The organism is Candidatus Woesearchaeota archaeon (assembly GCA_016928155.1).
Taxonomy (GTDB): Archaea; Nanobdellota; Nanobdellia; order Woesearchaeales; family JAFGLG01; genus JAFGLG01.
In genome coordinates, this window is record JAFGLG010000009.1 from 153,453 (window position 1) to 175,574 (window position 22,122).

At 45.0% G+C, this 22,122-nt stretch carries 20 protein-coding genes and 1 tRNA gene; 9 read left to right on the forward strand and 12 right to left on the reverse strand.

Annotation, left to right across the window (positions count from 1 at the left end; genetic code table 11):
* The first annotated feature begins 24 nt into the window (after nucleotides 1-24).
* Together JW968_05700 and JW968_05705 are read left to right on the forward strand one after the other, a co-directional pair.
* Nucleotides 25-2,244 carry an adenosylcobalamin-dependent ribonucleoside-diphosphate reductase gene (locus JW968_05700; protein MBN1386438.1) on the forward strand — a complete coding sequence of 740 codons (2,220 nt, stop codon included), beginning with the start codon at nucleotides 25-27 and terminating at the stop codon, nucleotides 2,242-2,244.
* A gap of 10 nt (nucleotides 2,245-2,254) precedes the next feature.
* Nucleotides 2,255-2,884: a cob(I)yrinic acid a,c-diamide adenosyltransferase gene (locus JW968_05705; protein ID MBN1386439.1), complete on the forward strand. Its 630-nt coding sequence runs from the start codon at nucleotides 2,255-2,257 to the stop codon at nucleotides 2,882-2,884.
* 23 nt (nucleotides 2,885-2,907) lie between these two features.
* Here the strand turns inward: JW968_05705 and JW968_05710 are convergent, their stop codons facing one another.
* The 3 genes from JW968_05710 to JW968_05720 all read right to left on the reverse strand — a co-directional run bounded on the left by JW968_05710 (nucleotide 2,908) and on the right by JW968_05720 (nucleotide 7,083).
* Nucleotides 2,908-3,960 (reverse strand): hypothetical protein, encoded by a 1,053-nt coding sequence (locus tag JW968_05710; GenBank protein MBN1386440.1) that lies wholly within the window; start codon nucleotides 3,958-3,960, stop codon nucleotides 2,908-2,910.
* A gap of 262 nt (nucleotides 3,961-4,222) precedes the next feature.
* Entirely contained in the window at nucleotides 4,223-5,842 is a 1,620-nt protein-coding gene (locus JW968_05715) for an FAD-dependent thymidylate synthase (protein ID MBN1386441.1), read from the reverse strand.
* Nucleotides 5,839-7,083 (reverse strand): serine hydroxymethyltransferase, encoded by a 1,245-nt coding sequence (locus tag JW968_05720; GenBank protein ID MBN1386442.1) that lies wholly within the window; start codon nucleotides 7,081-7,083, stop codon nucleotides 5,839-5,841. Before JW968_05720 ends, JW968_05715 begins: the two co-directional genes overlap by 4 nt.
* 211 nt (nucleotides 7,084-7,294) lie before the next feature.
* Here JW968_05720 and JW968_05725 point away from each other — a divergent pair, with 211 nt between their 5' ends.
* Entirely contained in the window at nucleotides 7,295-8,437 is a 1,143-nt protein-coding gene (locus tag JW968_05725) for a bifunctional folylpolyglutamate synthase/dihydrofolate synthase (protein ID MBN1386443.1), read from the forward strand.
* Here the strand turns inward: JW968_05725 and JW968_05730 are convergent.
* The 6 genes from JW968_05730 to JW968_05755 all read right to left on the reverse strand — a co-directional run bounded on the left by JW968_05730 (nucleotide 8,409) and on the right by JW968_05755 (nucleotide 11,246).
* Complete coding sequence (locus JW968_05730; protein MBN1386444.1) at nucleotides 8,409-8,711, reverse strand: hypothetical protein; 303 nt, start codon at nucleotides 8,709-8,711, stop codon at nucleotides 8,409-8,411. The two genes, JW968_05725 and JW968_05730, sit on opposite strands and share 29 nt — an antisense overlap.
* Before the next feature lies 1 nt (nucleotide 8,712).
* On the reverse strand, nucleotides 8,713-9,459 hold the full coding sequence (gene pcn, locus JW968_05735) for a proliferating cell nuclear antigen (pcna) (GenBank protein MBN1386445.1): 747 nt from the start codon (nucleotides 9,457-9,459) through the stop codon (nucleotides 8,713-8,715).
* Between the two features lie 200 nt (nucleotides 9,460-9,659).
* Nucleotides 9,660-9,796: transfer RNA gene (locus tag JW968_05740), tRNA-Leu, on the reverse strand.
* A 164-nt stretch (nucleotides 9,797-9,960) separates the two neighbouring features.
* The gene (locus JW968_05745; GenBank protein MBN1386446.1) at nucleotides 9,961-10,356 is read right to left on the reverse strand and encodes a hypothetical protein; all 396 of its coding nucleotides are present in this window, start codon (nucleotides 10,354-10,356) and stop codon (nucleotides 9,961-9,963) included.
* Nucleotide 10,357: 1 nt separating this feature from the next.
* Complete coding sequence (locus JW968_05750) at nucleotides 10,358-10,582, reverse strand: hypothetical protein (GenBank protein MBN1386447.1); 225 nt, start codon at nucleotides 10,580-10,582, stop codon at nucleotides 10,358-10,360.
* A gap of 4 nt (nucleotides 10,583-10,586) precedes the next feature.
* Nucleotides 10,587-11,246: a hypothetical protein gene (locus JW968_05755; protein ID MBN1386448.1), complete on the reverse strand. Its 660-nt coding sequence runs from the start codon at nucleotides 11,244-11,246 to the stop codon at nucleotides 10,587-10,589.
* A 166-nt stretch (nucleotides 11,247-11,412) separates the two neighbouring features.
* Here JW968_05755 and JW968_05760 point away from each other — a divergent pair, with 166 nt between their 5' ends.
* The gene (locus tag JW968_05760; protein ID MBN1386449.1) at nucleotides 11,413-12,015 is read left to right on the forward strand and encodes a stage II sporulation protein M; all 603 of its coding nucleotides are present in this window, start codon (nucleotides 11,413-11,415) and stop codon (nucleotides 12,013-12,015) included.
* Between the two features lie 73 nt (nucleotides 12,016-12,088).
* Nucleotides 12,089-13,360 carry a hypothetical protein gene (locus JW968_05765; protein ID MBN1386450.1) on the forward strand — a complete coding sequence of 424 codons (1,272 nt, stop codon included), beginning with the start codon at nucleotides 12,089-12,091 and terminating at the stop codon, nucleotides 13,358-13,360.
* Here JW968_05765 and JW968_05770 read toward each other — a convergent pair.
* Nucleotides 13,335-14,567, reverse strand: coding sequence for a metallophosphoesterase (locus JW968_05770; GenBank protein MBN1386451.1), 1,233 nt, complete (start codon nucleotides 14,565-14,567; stop codon nucleotides 13,335-13,337). The two genes, JW968_05765 and JW968_05770, sit on opposite strands and share 26 nt — an antisense overlap.
* Before the next feature lie 269 nt (nucleotides 14,568-14,836).
* Here JW968_05770 and JW968_05775 point away from each other — a divergent pair, with 269 nt between their 5' ends.
* Nucleotides 14,837-15,244 carry a hypothetical protein gene (locus tag JW968_05775; GenBank protein MBN1386452.1) on the forward strand — a complete coding sequence of 136 codons (408 nt, stop codon included), beginning with the start codon at nucleotides 14,837-14,839 and terminating at the stop codon, nucleotides 15,242-15,244.
* Here JW968_05775 and JW968_05780 read toward each other — a convergent pair.
* Nucleotides 15,213-16,619, reverse strand: coding sequence for a hypothetical protein (locus tag JW968_05780; GenBank protein MBN1386453.1), 1,407 nt, complete (start codon nucleotides 16,617-16,619; stop codon nucleotides 15,213-15,215). The genes JW968_05775 and JW968_05780 overlap by 32 nt on opposite strands.
* A gap of 64 nt (nucleotides 16,620-16,683) precedes the next feature.
* Nucleotides 16,684-18,231 (reverse strand): ATP-binding protein, encoded by a 1,548-nt coding sequence (locus JW968_05785; GenBank protein ID MBN1386454.1) that lies wholly within the window; start codon nucleotides 18,229-18,231, stop codon nucleotides 16,684-16,686.
* Between the two features lie 530 nt (nucleotides 18,232-18,761).
* On the opposite strand from JW968_05785, the gene JW968_05790 reads away from it, so the two are divergent.
* The 3 genes from JW968_05790 (at nucleotide 18,762) to JW968_05800 (ending at nucleotide 22,112) form a co-directional block, all read left to right on the forward strand.
* The gene (locus JW968_05790; GenBank protein MBN1386455.1) at nucleotides 18,762-19,307 is read left to right on the forward strand and encodes a TATA-box-binding protein; all 546 of its coding nucleotides are present in this window, start codon (nucleotides 18,762-18,764) and stop codon (nucleotides 19,305-19,307) included.
* A 97-nt stretch (nucleotides 19,308-19,404) separates the two neighbouring features.
* Nucleotides 19,405-21,426 carry a minichromosome maintenance protein MCM gene (locus tag JW968_05795; GenBank protein ID MBN1386456.1) on the forward strand — a complete coding sequence of 674 codons (2,022 nt, stop codon included), beginning with the start codon at nucleotides 19,405-19,407 and terminating at the stop codon, nucleotides 21,424-21,426.
* Between the two features lie 11 nt (nucleotides 21,427-21,437).
* Nucleotides 21,438-22,112: a hypothetical protein gene (locus JW968_05800; GenBank protein MBN1386457.1), complete on the forward strand. Its 675-nt coding sequence runs from the start codon at nucleotides 21,438-21,440 to the stop codon at nucleotides 22,110-22,112.
* Nucleotides 22,113-22,122: the final 10 nt, after the last annotated feature.

Consider the following 22,122-nt stretch of genomic DNA (forward strand, 5'->3'; position numbering starts at 1 on the left):
TCTGCGGGAAAAAGGAGGTATAAAATGAAGACGTTGTCAATCGGGAAAATCAAGAAAAGGGACGGAAGGACAGTCGAATTCGATCCGGCCAGGATCTCCAAAGCGATATTCAAGGCGGCACAGTCTGTAGGCGGGCAGGATGAGAAGACTGCAAATGATCTTGCCGAAAAGGTCGTTGATGCACTTGAAGAAAAATTTGACAACAGGACAATACCGACAGTCGAGGAAGTCCAGGACGCAGTAGAGAAAACACTAATAGAATCAGGGCATGCAAGGACAGCAAAAGCCTACATATTATACAGGGCAAAGAAATCAGAAGAGAGAGGGAGGCGCGCAATCCTCCTCGGCGGCATAGAGAAGGCAGACACGAACCTCAGCTTCACAGAGAACGCGCTCCATGTCCTTGAGAAAAGATACCTGCTGAAAGACGAAGAAGGCAACCTCAAAGAGACACCTGAAGAGCTTGTCAGGAGGGTCGCGAGGAATATCGCGACAGCAGACAAGAACTACGGGCAGGACCCAAAGCAGAGCGAAGAGAAATTCTACAGCATGATGGCAAACCTTGAATTCCTGCCAAACACACCCACACTCATGAATGCAGGGACAGAGATACAGCAACTGAGCGCGTGCTTCGTGCTACCTGTGGATGACTCCATGGAAGGCATATTCAAATCACTCACAGATGCAGCAATAATACACAAGAGCGGAGGAGGGACAGGATTCTCATTCTCAAAACTTCGCCCGAAGAATGACCTTGTGAAAAGCACAGCAGGGGTCGCATCCGGGCCTGTAAGCTTCATGAAGATATTCGACGTATCCACAGAAGTCATAAAGCAAGGCGGAAAAAGGAGAGGGGCCAACATGGCAATACTCAGGGTGGACCACCCTGACATCATAGAATTCATCAACTGCAAAAACGACATGAAAAGCTACACAAACTTCAACATATCAGTGGCTGCAACAGACAAATTCATGGAAGCGGTGATGAAAGACGACTACTATGACCTGCTCAACCCGAGGAACAGGGAACCGGTCGGAAGGTACAAGGCAAGGAACATCTTCAACATGATAGTCCAGAACGCCTGGAAAAACGGGGATCCCGGGATGATATTCTTAGATGAGATAAACAGGACCCACCCAGCAAAGAACCTCGGAGAGATAGAGAGCACAAACCCCTGCGGCGAACAGCCCCTCCTCCCATACGAATCATGCAACCTGGGCTCGATAAACCTGCAAAGGTTCCTGACAGAAGACGGAAAAAACATAGAGTGGGAGAAGCTCGGAGAATGCGTTGACAGCTGCATCCACTTCCTGGACAATGTCATAGACATGAACAAGCTTCCGGTAGAAGAGATCAATGCGGCAAACAAGAGAACAAGGAAGATAGGCCTTGGAGTGATGGGATTCGCAGACCTGCTCTACGAGCTCGGCATACCATATGACTCAGATGAAGGGCTCAGGATGGCAGAGAAGCTCATGGGATTCGTGAAAGAAAGAAGCTACATGATGAGCCAGAAGCTTGCAGAGAAACGGGGGACATATGAAGCCTGGAAAGGAAGCGACCATGAAAAGGAGGGAAGGAAAATGAGGAACGCATGCTGCCTGACAATAGCACCTACAGGCACAATAGGCATGCTTGCTGAGTCATCAGGAGGATGCGAACCCAACTTCGCCATATCATACATAAAGTATGTGATGGACGGCACAGAACTCGTATACACAAACAAGATATTCGAGAGAATTATCAAAAAAAGAGGCCTCGACTCCCCTGAACTCATGAGGAAAATCGCAAAAGCAGGCACAATACAGGGATTCAAGGAGCTGCCGGAAGACATGAGAAAAGTCTTTGTCACAGCGCAGGACATAACACCTGAATGGCACATAAGGATGCAGGCTGCATTCCAGAAACATGTGGATGCATCAATATCCAAGACAATAAACTTCCCGAGCAATGCGACAATCGAGGATGTGGAGAAGAGCTATCTCCTGGCATACAGGCTCAAATGCAAGGGCATAACAATCTACAGGGACAAAAGCAGGGAGAATCAAGTCCTGAACATAGGCGAAGTCAACAAGAAATCCACAGAGATGGAGAAAGCATATGCAGAGAAGAAACAGCAAGAGGCCATGAGCAAAGCAGAACTCCTGGACAAAGGCATCTGCCCGGAATGCAATACCAAGCTGTCACGGGAAGAAGGATGCGCAAAATGCCACTCCTGCGGATTTTCGGTATGCTCTGTCTGATCAGCCAGGTCTGACCAAGATGTACAAGAAAAAACTCGGGCTTGTGCATGTATACACAGGCAATGGAAAAGGGAAGACGACAATGGCGATGGGCATAGCACTGCGCTCAGCAGGCCAGAACCTCAATGTCCATGTGATCCAATTCCTGAAAGGAGGCTATTATACAGGAGAGTTCCTCGCCATATCAAACTATATACCACAGATAACATTCGAGCAGTACGGAAAACCATGCATAAAAGAGAAGAAACAGCTGAAACTCGGCGGGTTCGAAGGCATACCCAAAGTGGAGTTCTACAGGGAAGATGTCGAATGCGGAGAATGCAGGTGGTGCTTCCTGCAGGATGAGGAGGAGAAAAGACTCGCACTGAAAGCATTTGAAAGGGCGAAAGAAGTGATAAAGGACCCGAACAAGAATGTAGTGATACTGGATGAGATAATAGTCTGCCTTGCGAGGAACATATTCACATCAGAAGAACTGCTCAATCTCATAAAAAGCAAGCATGAACACTGTGAACTCGTGCTGACAGGCAGATATGCACCAAAAGAGATCATAGAGCAGGCTGACCTGGCGTCAGAGATGAAACTGCTGAAGCATCCATTCATGAAGGGTATACCTGCAAGGAAAGGGATAGAATACTGAATGGACGCAAGAAGACACAGACCCTAATTCTTCAGCAGACCATCGAAAAGCCTGCTTATCCGAGCATCATAATCAGCGACTGCAAAAAAAGCCCCCACAGCCAGATCATACCGGCTCTGAGAAGAAAAAATCTTATCAGACAGAAGATAATGATGCAACTCTGCAGAAAGCACGACAGCCCTCCTGTGATTTGAAGCAGCAGACCTTATCATGGCCACTGTGCCAACATCCACCAATTTCTGCGCCTCGCTGCGACTGCTGACACAGTAAGGCATCACATGGGGGAGGTCAGCGCAGAGCATATCCACAACCTCACCATGAGAACCCATAAGAGAAAGCAAGACAGACGGATGGAGCCTGACAAGGCCTTGAGACACATCACCAAGACCAAACAGAGACCTTAAATCAACAGCCCGCCCCCCTTCCAGACAACCCTGGCCATCACTGTCAATGAGCTTGACACTGTTCCTCTTCAGGTCATCTACATGCTCTGGGGAAACAGAAGATGAATTCAGCGAAAAGATGACAGAAGATACAGGAACATCCCCGCCTGCCACAGGCTGCGATTCAATATATCTGGCGATACACCTATCATATCCTGATGTCGACTTGAAAACTGCAGAAGCCATAAGAAGCCTGTCATCAAGACTCAGGGATGCAACACCTGTCTTATACTTGCCCTTCTCAAGCATCATCAGCAAAGGACCATACTGCCCCGGGTCAGCAACAGAAGCACATGAACCGAACATCTTCCCTGACAGGCGCAACAAGGCATGCGGGTATATGCTGATGTCCTGAAGAGAACCTGGATGACCCGGCAGATCAGCAACAACGAGATCAAAACCACCATCATAAAGCCTGGATATCATCCCATAGAGATCTGAATGGATAACCCCCGGCCTGAGATCCTGAGAGCTGAAAAAGGATGCATCCCTATCCTTAAAATAGGCTGAATTTGAGTCAGAAGCATAAACCTTCAAATCAGGATTAAGAGAAAACAGCGCGGAACTGAAATCAGCCAAGCCGCGAGTATCATTCATGCAGACCAATACATTCCTGACAGGCACAAAATCCATGTTCATACCCCCAAATAAAAAGAGGGGAGGGCAATATTTGGAGAGGCGACAAAGCCAAGGTCACAGACTGAGGAGGAAACAAGCTTCGCAATGCTCAATACTGACATACCCCCAAAAGGGATCATATTACCAACACTAAAATGCATAATGCTCACAACCCACCCCCCAAGACAAAAGTGGGATGATTTGCAGTATAAAAAACTTTACCATGCAAACCATATAAATTTAAAACAAGAACTTATAGTAACATATTAGTGAAGAATCATCTCTGGTCCTGGGCAAGCCTGACCTCTTTGCCATACTTCCTCTTAGCCTCTTCCAAAACCTTTTCTGTCTGAAGCTCAGCACCGATCCTCTCAAGAGCATAATCCTTCTTATCGACACGCAGATATTTCGCCAACAAAGGGAACCTCTTCTCGATCTCCTCATGGCATCTAATGGCAATGCGCCTGTATGAAATATGACCCTGCTGAGAAGACCTTATCCTGATGAAATGCTCAAGCTCTCTCAAGTTCCATGTAAAAAGAACCCTCTTCCTGAAAGCAAAAGGAACAACATACTGGGCCTCGTGAGGATGCTTCTCCCTGATCCTCCCAAAAAGGGATCTGGACCTCTCCATCAGATCCCTGAAACGCCCCTCCTCCCCGATCTCAGAAATCTCTGACGGGACATCATAACCAAGGTCAGCATTGAATAACTGGCTTGTCTGAGTGCACATCCTGTGACGCTGGATGTCCCTGAAAGCACCGTAATCGACCACGATATCCATAGTAAAATAAGCATGCTCAAGAGCCCTCAAGGGATAATCAAAGAACTGCATCCTGGACATGTATTCGTCTAAAATCCTCTCTTTTGCAGCCTGATCAAGCTTATCAACATACTTCCTTATCTGACGATAAGAAAGATTAGTGTATTCATACAAGATCGCGGTTATTATCCTCATGTCTGGATCAGGATCGCACCCGACAATATCAACATCAGACCCGACAACAGGACTCGTGCCTTCAAAAATATCATCAGACAAGGACATCATTGACCTGTTTGTCTCATCGATATACTTGTTGAAGAGAGCAAACTCCAGAAGAGTGGGACATATCTTCCTGCCTTCCTCAAGCATCCTCCTGCCTATATCCCTTATCTCAGACAAGGGATGAGAAAGAAATTTTGTTATCGCCCTTGAAGCCACACGGGCATTGAAGCTCATACCCAGCATGCTATAAGAAGAAGCCGGCAGGATGTACCGCAGGATATCACAGACCTTTGCCTTGACAGAAGCCTCATAAGGCCTGTCCTTCATATCATCAGGCTTGGGATTCTTCCTCTTGATATGCTCAGTCATGACCGGTATCAATTCCTGATAGAAAGCAAACAGAGACCCCATCAAATCCAAAAAATCCTGCCTAAACTCAGAATCCATGATGACCGGATCCTTGTAGAAATGATTGAAATCAAAGATCTGATACCTTGAAGATTTCTCAGTATACCGGCCAAGCCTGTTATCCTCAAGCACCTTAGTCGCTATGATAGAGACATTCTCGACCGCAAACTTCAGGTCAGCGTGCTCAGCAACAGAGCTATGACCATAACCGACAACCCATTTATCATGGAACTTCTGCGCCTTCTCTTTCGCCCCTTCAATACCTTTTGCATCATCAGAGTAAATGTCCTTGACCTCGTGCACATCAAGGTCCCCTGAACCTATCAAATTTATCAGATTCCTCCTGAAAGAAAGAGGGCTCCTTGAGACATAAGCAAAGAGAACAGCAATGACCTCTTCAGGCAGGTTCTTGATGCAATAAATATCCTTATCAATATTAGTGACGTGCTTGGACAGAAGGGACTTCTCCTCTCCAGAGAAGGTCTCTGCATTAGAAGGGATCATAAGACCAACCCCCTGTATATCGGGAACTCATTGCAGAGAAGCAAAACATCCTCCCTTATCTTCAGCAGAGACGCCTCATCATTGTGGCCATCAAGAGCATCACAGATCAGACCTGCCACAAGCTCCATCTGCTTCTGCTTCATGCCTCTTGAAGTCAGGGTCGGTGTGCCGAGACGGATGCCAGAAGGATCAAAAGGAGTCCTTGGATCAAAAGGGATAGTGTTCTTATTCACATAGATACCTGCCTTATCAAGGGCTGACTCAGCAACCTTGCCAGGAATGCCCTTATTAGTTAAATTAGCAAGCAAAAGATGGGTGTCTGTACCGCCAGACACAAGCCTGATACCTCTCTTGACCAAGGAACCAGCAAGAGCCTGTGCATTAGAGACAATCTGCTCAGCATAATCCCTGAACTCAGGCTTCAATGCCTCGCCGAAAGCGACAGCTTTAGCAGCAGTGACATGATCATGAGGACCACCCTGCAGACCAGGGAAGACAGCCTTATCAACAGCCTTAGCAAACTCTTCCCTGCACAGGATCATAGCACCCCTGGGACCCCTCAAGGTCTTATGGGTGGTGGTGGTGACAATATCAGCAAAAGGGACAGGATTCGGATGAGCCTTACCGGCGACAAGACCAGCAAAATGAGACATGTCGACCATCAGATAAGCGCCAGAGCTATCAGCTATCTCCCTGAATCTCTTGAAATCTATCCTCCTCGGATATGCTGTGAAGCCTGCCACAATCAACTTAGGCTTCTCCTTGACAGCCTGCTGCCCAATAACATCATAATCAAGCATTTCAGTATCCTTAGAAACTTCATAAGGGACAACATTATAGAGCCTGCCAGAGAAATTGACCTTATGGCCGTGAGTCAGATGGCCGCCATGATCCAGCTTCAAACCCATCAGCTTGTCACCTGTCTCCATCATGGCATTGTATGCTGCCTGATTGGCAGGAGAACCGCTCAAAGGCTGGACATTGACATGCTCTGCACCGAAAAGCCTCTTCGCACGCTCAATGGCCAACAGCTCAATCTCATCGACAAACTCATTGCCACCATAATAGCGCTTCTTGGGATAACCCTCAGAATACTTATTCGTAAAAACAGAACCGAGAGCCTCAAGGACAGGGATAGAAACAATGTTCTCAGAAGGGATCATCTCCAGACCATTCTGCTGCCTGGCAAGCTCCTTCTGAATCGAATCAAAAACAAGTGAATCAGCAGATCTCAATAACATAAATACCCCCTTTTAGCACTTCTCCTCATCAAGGGTCGGTTTATAAAGATTTCTGTGAAAAATCTGCACTCATTTATAAGCGCAAAACAAGCGCAAAAATTCCATATTGCAAAAAAGTTCCATCAGGTATAAAAATAATATAATGAGATATAAAAACAATATAATAAGGCATATAATAAGGTATAAAAAGAACATAAGAAGAGAGACTAATATGGGATTAGAATATCTATGGAGCCTTGAAAAATTCGGGATCAAACTGGGTCTTGAGAATATGAAGAAAGCACTTTCTGAGATAAAAAATCCGGAGAAGAAACTCAAAGTGCTGCATGTGGGAGGCACAAACGGCAAAGGGAGCGTTTGCGCCATGCTGAACTCCATCCTCACAGAGGCCGGATACAAAGTCGGGATGTACACAAGCCCGCATCTTGTAAGGGTGAATGAACGGATAAGGATAGGAAGTGAAGAGATAAGCGACAAAGAGCTTGAAGAATACATCAACAGGCTCCGGAGGATAAAGACAGAGCTGACATTCTTCGAATTCCTGACACTCGCTGCAATACAGTACTTCACAGACAAGGAAGTTGATTATGCAATCATTGAAGTCGGAATGGGCGGAAGGCTTGATGCAACAAATGTATTCGACAGCAAACTGACAATAATCACGAGCCTCAGCCTTGACCATACAGACCATCTGGGGATGACACTTGATGATATAACAAGAGAAAAAGCAGGGATCCTCAGAAAAGACACCCCCTTATTCACAGCAAACTTCAACAGGAACAATGAGACACTGATCCATGAATGCAAAAAAAGGGGGGCGCCGCTGATAATCTGCGGATTGACAGAAACAAAGACAAACATGAAAGGGGATTTCCAAAAAGAGAATGCAGCGATAGCAGAAGAAGCAAGCAGATATCTCGGAATCAAAGAATTGCATATCAAGAAAGGACTGATGGATGTCGACTGGAAAGGCCGGGCATATCATCTGAAGAAAAACATCATATTCGACTGCGCCCATAATTCAGACGGCATAAAGGCCATCAGCGAATACATAAAAGGGATCAAACATGAAAAGCTCAACATAATATTCGGATGCTCAAAAGACAAAGACTATGAAACGATGCTGAAAAACCTGCCGAGATATGATGAAATAATCCTGACCAAGTCAGACTACAAGCCGTTAGAGCTGGAAAATTACAGCATAAAAGCAAAGAAATTCGAGGAACCGACCAAAGCCTATGGATATGGGATCAGCATCACTGGAAAGAAAGACATACTCCTGATAACAGGAAGCTGCTACCTGGTGGGAAACATATTAGAGAAAATCAGTAAGACTTCAGCATCATCCTTATAGAGAACCATATAAGGACCAAAAGAAGGACAGATATGAAGCTGACATAATACTTCAATGGGATGGTCTTGTGATGGACCTCAGCATGCCCATCTTCAGCATCCTCAGGGGCTTCTGACCCTGATGGCCCGTCGACAACTGCATCATGCTCATCCAGCGGCTGTAAATCCTGACCAGAATTATTGGGAACAGCCCCTTCGATCTCAAAATCAAGAGATTCAGCAAACACAGATGAAGAAACCAATACAAGCAACAAAGCAAACAAAAAAAATCTCATCTCAATCATTCTCTACCCTTGGAGCTAAGATAAAAGCGAGATGGACCCTGTCAATGGCGCTATACTCTATCCTGAGAGGATAATCTGAATTGAACTGGACCTTGACCTTATCCGCCAATTTGGAGCCAGCCATCATCTTCTTGAGATATTCGATAGAATACTTGGCCTTCAAAGTGGAGCCTGTCTCATTCAGGATCTTAGTATCATCATCAGGAGGTATCTCTATCTTGGCCTTGGAGAGATCACCTTCTGCAGAAACAACAAACTTCCCAGGCTCGCAGATGAACTGCACAGACTCAGCAACGACATCGACATCCTCGATAGCAGCATTCAGGTTATCACTTGAGGTCATGATAGATATCGGGAATTTCAGGTCAGGCACTTTCTGCTCGCGCTCATCGAGCTCAATTATCGGAATGCTGAAAGTCCTGGTGGCCTTCCCTTTCAAGATTATCTTGAGCTTGTTGTTATCCTCCATCTCCAGAGAAAGCATGTCACTGGGACCGCATCTCTTAAGGATGGACTTGAGATTAGAAAGATTGATGCCGAGCTCAACATCGCCAGACACGGCATACTCAGTGAATGTTGAAGAAAACAGCTTGAAAATCACCATGGCAACATTGGCAGGATCCATGGCAACAAGCTCAATGGCCTGCGGTGTGATCTTGAAACGCGCCTCATTCACCAGATCTGATATGATCGAGATGCTATCCTTAAGATATTTAGGTTCAGCCAATGTCAATTTCATAATAATCCCCCCTACCGATACTCTGGCTTGGTCCTATTTAAATATTTTTATGCTGGAAAGGTCAAACTGCATATAAATAGACAATAAACAAAATAAAAAAGAGACAAAATGGAAAAGAAACAATGCGGAGTGCAGATAAAGATAATCCCGACTCGCAAGCTCATCGAGATTATCAAACCTGCACTTTTTAAAGAAAAATATGCGGAGTGCAGGGTTTGAACCTGCGTAGGCACTAAGCCAACAGATGGCTCACCCGGGCTGCTTCATAGTATCGCCATCAGCGAACCTCAGCACCCTGTCTTGAGTCTGCCCCGTTTGACCACTCCGGCAACTCCGCAAATGATATCTCAGTTGACATACGGAAGCACGCTTCCGGATATCTGAAAATCAAAGATTTCCGTATATACCATTCCAGTTGGATTTTGTTACGCTCCAATCCCATGGACATCGCATACAAACAGCTAATCCTTTTTAAAAGGGAAGAGAAATAGTATTTAAAAGTTAAGGTTTTGTAAGGTTATCAAGCTTGCTTTCGATGTAATTGAGCTCTTTCTCAAGCCGATCAATCTCACTGGCTATATAAGGGTCTGGGGCTGATCTAGGCTCTGTCTTGAGCTTCACAGCCGGCTTTGCAGCAGAGGAAGCAGAATAGGACTTCGGATGAGAAGCTCTCAGGTTGGTCTTGGGAAGCTCCCTCTCAAGGCCTTTCATAAGCTTGGCTATCTCACGCATCACATGCCTCAGCTCAACAACCGCCTCAATCTTCTGGATCCTCAAAGCCTTGAAACGCTCATAAGAATGAAGGGCCTCAACAAGAGACTTCGATGCCTCAAGCAAGGTCCGCCTAACAAGAATAGGTTCATTAATCCTTATATGAAAAACACCATCAGTCTGCATCTTAAACAGTCTCTGGCTCAAACAATGACTTATCTATGTAGACAACCTTCTTGTCAACATCATCCAACGCATTCTTCCAATAGGCAAGCTCATTATCCTCTTTGTTCTTGAGCTCATTCAGCTTCGCAAGCGTAGCCTTTGCCTTGTTTATCTTGGCCTTGATGATGTTCATGGCATCCAAGACATCACGATATTCCTCAACCCTAACATAAACCGGAGCATTCATAATATCACCTTTCAAACAGAGTATTATCAACAAAGACAAGCTTCCTCTGTATATCCTCTAACTCATCTTTCCAGACAAGGAACTGCCTGTCTTTCTCATTCTTCAACTCATTCAACCTTATCATGACAGCCTCAGACTGCTTCACATCATTCTCTATGACGACAAGATCCTCAAGAATCTTCCTGAAAGCCTCGACCCTGACATAAACAGGACCGGAGATCTCTTTCCTCTGCTTGTCCGGCTTGCTTTCAGGCAAAGAAAGCTCAGGAAGAGCAGAATCCTTCAATGACTCTGGGATCGGCATCTTCTTCTGAGGCTTATGGAGATCAGAGAAATCATGCTTGATCCCCTGCAAAACAGGAGATACTTCAGAAGAAAAATCAGGCATGGCCCCTGTAGCATGAACAGGCGGCGCCATCCCCATCCTTGGTGCAGGAGGGACAAATGCCTTTGGAGGGGGAGGGACTGTTGACTGAGGAACAGCTGATCTTGGAGGGGAAAAAACAGGCTGCGGAACAGGCTGCTGCTGAAATTCTGATTTTGGAGGAAGAGGGGGCATAGGCATCTGATGCATCTGGCTCACCACAGATGGCTTAGGCGGGTTCAGCATATGAGAATCATAACCGCGAGAATCATATGAATGCGGATCAGGCATATCAGGCATAGAAGCATCTGTATCACTCTTTTTTTTAGCAAAAGACAACAAGCCCATTTTTTAAATCCCCCATAATGATTAATCCCCCACTCCTATTAAAAGGTTTATGAGTATTGAAAAGTAATGACAAATAAGAAGATAAGTTAATTAATGGCAATAATATGGACAAACAACCATGATGAAAAAGAACATCCAAAAAATCGGGGATGAATACAAAAATCAGTGGAAATATTTCAAAGAACACAGAAAAATCTGTTATCCTGTCATCACACTATTCGGGGCAATCACAATATTGGGCCTTGGATATGACAGAATCCTGATAGGGATCCAGGAACAGATCGTGAGCGAAATAATCAGCATGGTCACAGGGAAGACAATGATCGGGACAATAATCATGATAATAAGACAGAACCTGATCAGCAACATCCTCGCATTCCTCCTTGGATTCACCATCATATACCCGCTGATTGTGCTGACTACCAATTCATACCTCATAGGAGCAATAACGTCGAGAAAAATTGAGGAACTTGGATTCTGGGTCGCACTCAGACTCCTGCCGCACGGCATATTCGAAGTGCCTGCATTCATACTCGCCATAACTGCAGGACTAAGTGTCGGCCTTTCTGTGTTCAAGGCAGACAAGCATCCATACAGAAAGGAGTTCATCAGCGGCCTGAAATTCTTCCTGCTTGTGATAATCCCGTTGCTCATAATCGCAGGGATAATAGAAGGGATTCTTGTGTTCGAGACAGGAAGCACATTGACCACAATCGCATGATATGCGACACTTCTGAAAATACAACACAATTTCTCTGATCTGATTTAAATCAGGAAAAGCATACAACAAAATCATGGAGGATCATAGTATAATCATAGTCCTGATTACAGCATTCATAGCATTATCAATAATCCCGCAAACAGGGGCGCAGCTCTCAATCAGACTCCTGAAGACAGAATATTACACACAATACCAGTATGAAGACCTCTTCAGGATAGACAACAGAGGCAATGTCACAAATGCCACAGTCTGCTATTCGATAATCGGGGATGGCCCGATAAACCGGAATGAAACACAGAAAGGACAGTTCACAATCGAGGTCAACAAATACAAGACAAAAGGGACAGGAGAAGCCCACTTCAGATACCCCGGCCAATACAATGTCACTGCTGATATAACCGGAACAAACATATCACTGGCACAGGAGATAAATGTGACTGACATAACAAAAGAGAACTGCAACATAAGCCTAAGCATAATACCTGACCAGACCTTTTTCCTGAATGAGAAGATCAGCTACAAATTCGGGCTTGGATCAGGCAACCTGACAGAATTCCCTTACATAATAGAATACTGGATCGATGATCATTTCAACAAGACCTACAAGAAGAAGCTGAATACGACAAACACAAACAAAAAAAGCTATCAGCCAAAGGAAAGAGAGAAGATATTCATGATAAAAGCACGACTATATGTCTTATGCAACAATACAGGAAAAGAACATGATGAAAAAATCATAGGCTACACGCAAAACATCCCGCAAGAACAATGCCCAAAATGCGAAAAATGCCCTGCATGCACAACAGAAGAGAAAGCACAGCAAACAAATGCAAACAAGATATGGTTCAACTACACAACAGCAGATGAGCACAAGGAAGATATCAAAACCAATGTAACCATAAACAACAACAAGGAAGACCACATCTTTGAGGTGTGGAGCTATGTATACAGAGGAAGCAAAGTCTATTCAGGTGAAAAAGAGGACAACAAGGTGAGCATCCTTGTCGAAAAGGGCACAAAGAAGACAATACAGCTCGAAAACAGGTTCACAGGAGAAGCAGGAGATTACAAGATAAAAGTGCAGATAAAAAGGGATGACAGGAAGACGAGCGATGACTATACAAAGGAGATCAAGATAATGCAAGACAAAGAAACCCAAAACAAAGAAACCCAGAAATGCCTTACACAAAGACAAGAACCATACCCGACCAAATACTGCATAAACAGGGAAGATATCACAGTCTACAAGGCAAAGAATGCCAGAGACAACATCGCACAATTCATGATAGCATTCCTGGCAATACTCAGCATATCAGTGATCATCTCAAAAGACCTAATGAATTAAGAAATCCCCTAGTCTCCTTGTCGATCCTTTCCTCAAAATCAGAAGCCTTCTCGCCATCAAGCCTCTCAGCAGAAAGGATAGAAAGCATCCTCCTGGAGAAATCAGTTTCGGGCCCGGACAGATCCATTGGGAAACTGCCCGAATGCTCCCTGAGGACATCATCCTCTATCTGCTCAACAGATGAGGCCTTGGTCCTTATCTCCTCAAACTGAGGAGAAGAGAGAGCAGAAGTGCTGCGCATTACAAAATAAGCCCCACCAGCATAAAGAGAATCAGCAAATTCCTTAATCCTTATATCAGATATCCTGCCAGAAGACAATCTACCATTGAACTTGAGCAGAAAAATCCTGTCCCTGCAATCAAGAGGGATGCTGCCTGAAAGCAAGAGATTGACCTGCTCAGGATTCTTCCTGTCACAATCAAAACTCAGGAGAGATGACTCGTGGAGCTCGACAGGGATCCTTGTGAGCTTCAGGCCCTGCTCAACCTTCTCGATGATATTGAAACTGCCGTGGCCCAGATTCTCCATCTCCCTGAAATTACAGGGAAACAAAGGACCGGGAAAAGCGATCAGGCCATAACCAGGCTCTTGCTTCTGGAAAACATAATGGACATGACCGGCGGCATAATAATTGAATCGCTTCGGCAGGAAAGAGAGAGGCATTGAATCCATCATCGCCAGATCCTGAGGCATGTACTCATTGATCGCAGAATGGAACATGAATATCTTGAAGCCATCCTCGCTCTCGAGATGGTCCCTTGCAAGAAGCCCATAATAAGACTTCTCGAGAGTTCCGGCCTTGCCGAGCATGCCTGTGATCTTTGCACCGGTCTTCAGATCAATGGTGAAATCAAGCTTGAGCCTTTTGCCCTCATCCACTGAGCCTTTCAAAACATTCATCCAAAGGCCTGCTTCCTCAAGAACATCAAGCATGGTCTTGCCAGAAACAGAAAAATCATGAGAGCCCGCGATGATATAAACCGGAATGCCCTTGTCCTTCAGCTGCCTGAGCTTGATGGTGACATCCTTCAGCAGATCCAGACCAGGCATAGCAGTATTGAAGATGTCCCCTGAGATGAGGACAAAATCAACTGCCTCCACAATGCAATAATCCACTGCATAGATGAAAGACTGCAAACCAAGAGCCTTCATCTTGGGATCCCTCCAAGAGCCTATGTGGATATCAGCCAAATGCGCGAATTTCATGCTTATAAGACGTACAAAGCAGCATATAAATAGATTTATGGCATGGAGTAAATTATAATATTGAAGCTAAAGATGGAATGAAGTTTGATAATATATATAAACAAGGCTCCATCCCACCCCGCATGGCAGGGACTGATACGATCAGGATATACAAGCCTGATGAGGCATGCGCTTATCTCAAGAAAGCATAGGGAGAGGATTTTGCCAGCACAGAATTCTATAAAAAAATCACACAACTGCCTTTAAACGGGACACCCCCGAGCATAGATATGCTTGTCACAGAAAAGGAAAATGAGATCGGGCTGGGAGGATTTTTGCATGACCTGATTGTGAATGCGGGGACAGGAGCATCAACAGCAATACCGATCGGGTATGCACCAGTACAGATCCAAACAGGAGAAACACCGCTCCGCAGATATGCATTCAGTGCGGCCTATACAGCACATGCAGTCCTTGCACACGCAAGCAAAAAGGCAATGCCTGTAACAATCATCTATCAGTCAGCAGACCTTTATCCAAGAAGTGCCACAGTCAAAGAACCTGAAGAAGAATTCCATAAGAATCCTGAAAAATCCACAGAACCAATGATCCTCAGAGATGTCAGGGCAGAGAATGCATCTGAATTTGCAGGATTATGCATAGAAATCATTTCTGGACTGCAAATGTATGTAAATTGAGATATCTTGAAAGCACCAGATGACCTTTAATTGTCAAATCTGCCAATTCTTTGCTTAACCTGCCTGTAAGCTCCTCATCATTGATCGGAGCAGAGATAATATGACGCATCCCGACAATGAGTGTGTTCAGCTTATCAAGCTGCTCACCAACCTGATCCAGCAAAGAAAACAAAGTGACTATCCTCTGACCGTATGACCTAATATTCTCAAACTTGGTGTTGAGCAGACCAAAGAACTTACCAAGATTGACAACAGTGATATTCTGGGTGGCATCTGTGACTATCAAAGAAGACAAACCTTTAAGCTCAAGAGATGCATTGAAAGAGGATCTCAACAAACCCTCCATGTCTTCGAACAACACATGAAAATCCTCGATCCTGGAGTTCAGCTTCCTGATATCATTATCATCAGAGACAAAAGTCTGAGTAAGCTTGATTTGAATATCATCCAGTGCACCAACAAACCGCTTCTCATAATCAAGATCAGAGCGATGAAGACCGATCATCGCATTGAAAAGACCTAGCCTGTGATCCAATATGCTGATGCGCTGATTGGCCAGATCCCTGACAAGCTGCCTCTCATCCACAAGCATATGGTCGTCTTCTGCAATATATGCATTCAGCCTTGACACATCATCAGAGATCCTCTTCATGAGGACAAGCATCCTTGACCTGGAATCCACGCATGAAACAAGGGACGAACTGAGGCTTGAAAACCCTTCCTTGAAAAGATCCACATTCGACTGCAACTGGGCCATGTTCTCTGCAAAAACATTCAGTAATGACACAATTGACTGCCCATTAGGAAGCTTCTGAGAGTTAGACTTATACCGGTTAATCAAGGGATCCCTCAAAAAAACATCAGCTGCTCCTGCCAGATCATTCATGCGAACCTCGACAAGAGACTTCTGAGACTGGACATCACCGCTGGAAAAAGAAGAAAAAATCGCAGCTACCTTAGACTTCACCTCAAGCACAGAGCGCCTTGTGGCAAAAGGCCTTGTTGCACCTATCCTGAATGAAGACAGAGCAGTGATCCGCGCCATCAAAGATGACAAGATATTATTCAATGATGAGGTAACCTGAGACCATCGGGAATAATAGGACCTGAATACATTGGCAGACTGCAGGAAAAAATCAAAAGATGACTTCAGCTCTTCGCAATCCTTGAGTAAAGCACCTATCAGGTTCTCCTTTGTCGAATCCTCAACAGCCTTGTTTATGCTCTCGAGCTTCTTCAGACGGGCGATTATCTGAGCATCTATCCTATGGCTGACAGCATCCCGCAAAACACTTATCCTGTCAATCTCATCATCCAGATACCTCTTATAAGAACCAGCATCCTTCTTTTCCAACAGACCCAGATGAGCTTCCATAAACCCTTATCACCTCTTTTAAAGAACAAAAGAAGCATTGTTTTTTAATGTTGTGATGCAGAACCTAAAACGGAGGCTTGATATCGGGCTTTTCCCGGGCTTTTGCAAAATCCCTGAAATCAGGAATCTTGATTGGCATTGCGAACCTTGCAAAATTAGAGCTGACAATGGCCTCGCCGATATCCAAGGAAGCGATGTTGCGCGAATCAGTGCTCAGATCCTGGCTTGCACTGTCTATTATCGCCTGGCGCTCAGGAGCCATCTCCAGACCCAAGATTATCTTTGTATTCATATTGGCCAGGATCTCTCTCGGGATCAGGGAAGGGAGCTGGGTGATCGCAGTGAGACCCACCTTGAATTTCCTTCCTTCTCTTGCAATAGTAGAAAAAATGTTGGAGCCACGCTCAAGAACATCTTTGCCAAGAACCCTAGGGGCCTCTTCAAGGACAACTGAGATTACAGGTTTCGAGTCAAGCTCTCCTGTGACCTTGAAATGCTTATATCTGGAGAAAACCTCGGATGCCACCAAAGAACCGATAAGAAGCTCAACAGACCCAGAAAAACTGGAAGTGTCAATTATGACCGTGTTTGATGAAGAGAGCTCCTTTATCATATCAGGGACAGTAGACTCGCCGGCATTGAAATCAAAGACAGGACCTGAAAAGAACCTGCCTTCGCTGTAAGAGATGTCCAGCAATGAAATGATGATCCTCTTGACCACAGCAAGAGTTGCTTCCATGAAGCTCCCTTCGACAGGCTTCTCGAGCAGTATGGCTTCAATCCACTTCCTGCCATAGACCTTGTAATACATATTCAGGGCCTGATGCTGGGGATCAGACAAGAAAACAACACCATTAAGATGATGGGGCTTCAGCTTCTCGACATTTATCTTAAGAGTCCTTGCGCCAGGAGGAGGATTCCTTGCGGTGTAATAAATTACCTTACTGGATTGGGGGTGGTCCTTCAGGCCAAACCTTGTCCTGCCATAATACTCATCGTGAGGATCAAGGACGAGGATGCCGCAGTAATCCTTATCGACTGCATCCCACAGGATGCAGCTTGTCAGATTAGACTTGCCCCTGCCGGTGGTAGCTGGTATGAGGACATGATGCGAGAAAATCTTATCCCCCGGAAGAAAAATATCGACGTCAAGAGTCTTGGAGCCAGACCTCAGCTTGCCGAGGAATATCGAGTTCTCCGGCTTGGTCAAGAAAGTGAAATCGCCAGGAGATATGGCACGCACACCTGAAAAAAAATCAGGAAGGACCTTGACAAGCCTGGCCTTGGAACTGGTGATCGACACAACAGGCTTGGCAAGAGCAAGAAGATAATTCCTCAATGACGGATCCATAAAATCAAGATCTGCGCCTTCATCCAATTTAAGGCCAGAGATTAGCTCAAGATTCTGCTGGGATATCTGGCTCCCGTAAAGAAGATCATAAACCTGCAGGATAATCTTAGAGCCAGCAGAACCTGCAGAACCGGCAGAGTCAGCAGAACCTGCAGAATCAACAACAAGAAGCTCGCCAAGCTCAAGAGACTGATCAGATTTCTGACGCAGGACAATCTTCCCAAACTCCCCTGACAATACCTGGCCTTTCATCATATCCATCCTATCTCCCACATTCTTCATATTTCATATCCTTCATATTCCCTATCCTTCACATCCCATATCCTTCATGTCCCACATCTTCTGATCTGAACAAGATGATCTGAACCAGAAGGTATATTAGATTTTGGTTTTGGCTGGGGGAGGGGGGAAAAGAGAGAAACAATTTTTATTTTCAATATTGAATAATATTTTACGGAAAATCTCTGGAAATTTAGCCACAAAATTAATTAATTTCATATATGGATAAGAATTTGTGAAAAAAACTTAAAATGCAAAATATCGTTTATATAGGCTTTGAGAAGGCAAATTTCCAAGAGAAATCATGGGGGCATATCATTTAAAAAATATAGTTTCAGACAATCCTGTTTAAAAATAAAAGTATTTAAATATTAAGGCTTTTTTAAATGGTTTATAAATCATTTATAATGATTTCATTGGTTAAAGGGTTTTCAGTCGGGGGGTGGCATCTTAACCAATCAAAATAGAATATAATAGAACACAAAATAAAACAATCAACGCGGGGTGTTTTTATGAGTGAAGAAAAAAATGACATAAAAGTCGTGAACATTGTCGTGTCAACTTCTCTTGAACATGATATACCATTGGAAAAGATGGCAGCAACACTGTCGAACACAGAATACAATCCTGAGCAGTTCCCCGGACTTGTGATAAGGATAAAGGAACCGAAGACATCAGCACTGATCTTCAGCTCAGGAAAAATCGTGTGCACTGGGGCGCGATCAATGGAGAAAGTCGAGGAGAGCATCAAGAAGATAATCAAGAGCCTTGAGAAGATCGATGTCAAGATCACAATCACGCCAAAGATAAACATACAGAACATAGTGGCATCGGGAAGCGTTGGAATGGACCTCAACCTGAACAAGCTGGCGATGAAACTCGAGAACACCGAGTATGAACCTGAGCAGTTCCCGGGACTTGTCTACAAGCTCGCAGAAGCAAAGGCGACATTCCTCCTGTTCTCAAACGGGAAGGTAGTATGCACAGGGACAAAAAGCGAAGCAGAGGTCCATGAGGCACTGAAAAAGCTGAAAGAGAATCTCAAAGCCATAAAATAAAGTCGCCAGAAACTTATTTTGCCTTTTTATACCTTAAATACAGACAAACAGCTAATTAGGAAAGCAAAAAAAGAGAAACATAAAAAACGGTGGGAAGTTGGATCCGACAGAACAAGTCAAGAAATTCGAGGAATTCCTGGAGCAGAACTACCTCGCCAAACTTCTTGAGAATGCCAGGAAAGGGCTGAACTCACTCACAATCGACTTCGGAGAGCTCTCGAAATTCGACCCTGAGCTGGCAGACGAACTGCTTGATTATCCTGAAGATGTCATAAAGGCGGCAGAGATAGCAGTCATGAACTTCGACCTTCCTGAAGAGATAAAGAAATTCAGGATCAGAGTCTCAAACCTCTCCTCGGCACAGGACATCATGATAAAGGACATAAGGAGCAAGCATATAAACAAAGTATTCAAGATAATCGGCGTGGTCAGGCAGAAATCAGATGTCAGACCCCAAGTAACAACAGCAAAATTCGAATGCCCGAGCTGCGGAAATGTGATAAGCGTGCTCCAGCTCGAAACATCATTCAAGGAGCCGACCAGATGCAGCTGCGGAAGAAAAGGAAAATTCATACTCGCTGAGAAAGACCTTGTGGATGCACAGGGGATCGTGCTTGAAGAGGCCCCGGAAATGCTCGAGGGAGGAGCACAGCCCAAGAGGATGAATGTCATACTCAAAGACGACCTGGTGAGCCCGATATCAGACAGGAAAACAAACCCAGGCAACAAGATAATAATAAACGGCATAGTCAAAGAGGTGCCGATAATACTGAGGACCGGCGGGACAAGCACAAGATTCGACCTCATGATAGAAGGAAACTACATCGAGCCGGTGGACGAGGACTTCAGCGACATCCAGATAAGCGAAGAGGAACAGAAAGAGATAAACGACCTCGCACAGGACAAGAACATATTCAAAAGGCTCGCACAAAGCATAGCGCCTTCGATATACGGCCATGAAAAAGTGAAAGAAGCGCTCATACTCCAGCTTTTCGGCGGAGTGAAGAAGACAAGGCCAGACGGGATGGTAACAAGGGGGGACATGCACACGCTACTTGTGGGAGATCCCGGAGCAGGAAAATCACAGCTGCTGAAACTCGTGTCAGCAATAGCACCAAAAGCAAGATGGGTGACAGGCAAAGGGGCGACAGGAGCAGGCCTCACAGCAGCAGTTGTCAAAGACGAATTCCTGAAAGGATGGAGCCTGGAAGCAGGAGCTCTTGTCCTGGCAAACAGGGGATTCTGCATGATAGACGAGCTGGACAAGATGGGGAAAGAGGACAGGAGCGCGATGCACGAAGCCTTGGAGCAGCAGACAGTCACAATCTCAAAGGCTAACATCCAGGCAACACTAAGGGCAGAGACATCAGTCCTTGCAGCCGCAAACCCAAAATTCGGAAGATTCGACCCTTATGGAAACATAGCAGACCAGATAGACCTGCCGATGACACTTGTCAACAGGTTTGACCTCATCTTCCCTATAAGGGATATCCCTGATAAAGAAAGGGATGAGGTAATGGCAAAATTCATACTCATGCTGCACCAGGCAAAAATCACAAAAGAGCCGGAGATATCACCCCACCTTCTCAGAAAATACATCTCATATGCAAGACAGACATGCCGGCCTGAGCTGACTGATGTGGCACTTGAGGAAATCAAGGAATATTATGTGAAGATGAGAAGCTCTGGGATAGAGGAAGGGAGAGTCACAGCAATACCAATCTCTGCAAGACAGCTGGAAGCCCTGGTTAGACTTGCCGAAGCGAGCGCAAAGACAAGGCTGTCTGACAAGGTCACCAAAAAGGACTCAAAGAAAGCGATTGAGCTGGTACACTACTGCCTCAGCCAAATAGGCATAGACCCGGAAACAGGCAAGATAGACATCGACAGGATATCAACAGGTGTGACAGCATCGCAAAGAAGCAAGATCATCACAATCAAAGACATCATCTCTGAACTTGAAGCCAAGCTCGGAAAGAACAACATACACATGGAAGCAATAGTCAAGGAAGCAGGAGAGAAAGGCATAGATGAAGAGACAGTCGAAGAAGTCATCGAGAAGCTCAAAAGAAGCGGGGACATATTCGAGCCACGAAGAGGATTCATACAGAAGATCTGAGATGGATAAAAATGGAAAAGCAGTTCACAAGACAAACAGCATACAAGCTAAAGATAAACAGCATACTCGCCGGGGCATACATAAAAGGGGAAGGGTGGGAACCCAACTATGTGGCTGCATATGGAAAAAAAGCATCAAGGGCCAGTGTGATGGGAGTCGTGGTGTCAAAGCCAGAGACAGATGACAAGTACAGGAGCATAATAATAGATGACGGCACAGGAAGGATCAGCATAAGAAGCTTCAATGAGAAATGGAACCCGGACAGCTATGAAATCGGAGATATCATAAATGTCATCGGAAGACCGAGAGAGTACGGAAATGAAAGATACATCGCGGAAGAGAGCACAAAGAAAATGAAAAAAGACATGGTGGACATAAGGAACGCAGAGATAAAGATCTTTGAGGCAAAAAAATACTGGTTCATGGAACAAGCAGATGAAAAAGCAGAAAAAGAGGCGATAAAAGAAGAGCAGATAGAAACACATACAGAGGAAACAGAGACAAACCCCCAAAGCCCAAAAGTAGAAGATATAATTAAAACCATACGGTCACTCGACCAGGGCGACGGGGTGGCATACGAAAGGATAATGCAAAAACATGAGAACACAGAAGAACTTCTGCAGAGACTGCTAGAGAACGGAGAGATATTCGAGATACAACCAGGAAAAGTCAAAGTCTTAGAATGAGGTGGTTATA

Bases quoted from the DNA above. Each gene is read 5' to 3' on its own strand.
- JW968_05800 (MBN1386457.1), top strand. From the start codon at position 21,438: ATGGAAAAGCAGTTCACAAGACAAACAGCATACAAGCTAAAGATAAAC.
- JW968_05785 (MBN1386454.1), bottom strand. From the start codon at position 18,231: ATGGATATGATGAAAGGCCAGGTATTGTCAGGGGAGTTTGGGAAGATT.
- JW968_05715 (MBN1386441.1), bottom strand. From the start codon at position 5,842: ATGATCCCTTCTAATGCAGAGACCTTCTCTGGAGAGGAGAAGTCCCTT.
- JW968_05710 (MBN1386440.1), bottom strand. From the start codon at position 3,960: ATGGATTTTGTGCCTGTCAGGAATGTATTGGTCTGCATGAATGATACT.
- JW968_05700 (MBN1386438.1), top strand. From the start codon at position 25: ATGAAGACGTTGTCAATCGGGAAAATCAAGAAAAGGGACGGAAGGACA.
- JW968_05780 (MBN1386453.1), bottom strand. From the start codon at position 16,619: ATGGAAGCTCATCTGGGTCTGTTGGAAAAGAAGGATGCTGGTTCTTAT.
- JW968_05730 (MBN1386444.1), bottom strand. From the start codon at position 8,711: ATGAGATTTTTTTTGTTTGCTTTGTTGCTTGTATTGGTTTCTTCATCT.
- JW968_05750 (MBN1386447.1), bottom strand. From the start codon at position 10,582: ATGAATGCTCCGGTTTATGTTAGGGTTGAGGAATATCGTGATGTCTTG.
- JW968_05720 (MBN1386442.1), bottom strand. From the start codon at position 7,083: ATGTTATTGAGATCTGCTGATTCACTTGTTTTTGATTCGATTCAGAAG.
- JW968_05745 (MBN1386446.1), bottom strand. From the start codon at position 10,356: ATGCAGACTGATGGTGTTTTTCATATAAGGATTAATGAACCTATTCTT.
- JW968_05790 (MBN1386455.1), top strand. From the start codon at position 18,762: ATGAGTGAAGAAAAAAATGACATAAAAGTCGTGAACATTGTCGTGTCA.
- JW968_05755 (MBN1386448.1), bottom strand. From the start codon at position 11,246: ATGCCTGATATGCCTGATCCGCATTCATATGATTCTCGCGGTTATGAT.
- JW968_05760 (MBN1386449.1), top strand. From the start codon at position 11,413: ATGATGAAAAAGAACATCCAAAAAATCGGGGATGAATACAAAAATCAG.
- JW968_05775 (MBN1386452.1), top strand. From the start codon at position 14,837: ATGCTTGTCACAGAAAAGGAAAATGAGATCGGGCTGGGAGGATTTTTG.
- pcn (MBN1386445.1), bottom strand. From the start codon at position 9,459: ATGAAATTGACATTGGCTGAACCTAAATATCTTAAGGATAGCATCTCG.
- JW968_05770 (MBN1386451.1), bottom strand. From the start codon at position 14,567: ATGAAATTCGCGCATTTGGCTGATATCCACATAGGCTCTTGGAGGGAT.
- JW968_05765 (MBN1386450.1), top strand. From the start codon at position 12,089: ATGGAGGATCATAGTATAATCATAGTCCTGATTACAGCATTCATAGCA.
- JW968_05725 (MBN1386443.1), top strand. From the start codon at position 7,295: ATGGGATTAGAATATCTATGGAGCCTTGAAAAATTCGGGATCAAACTG.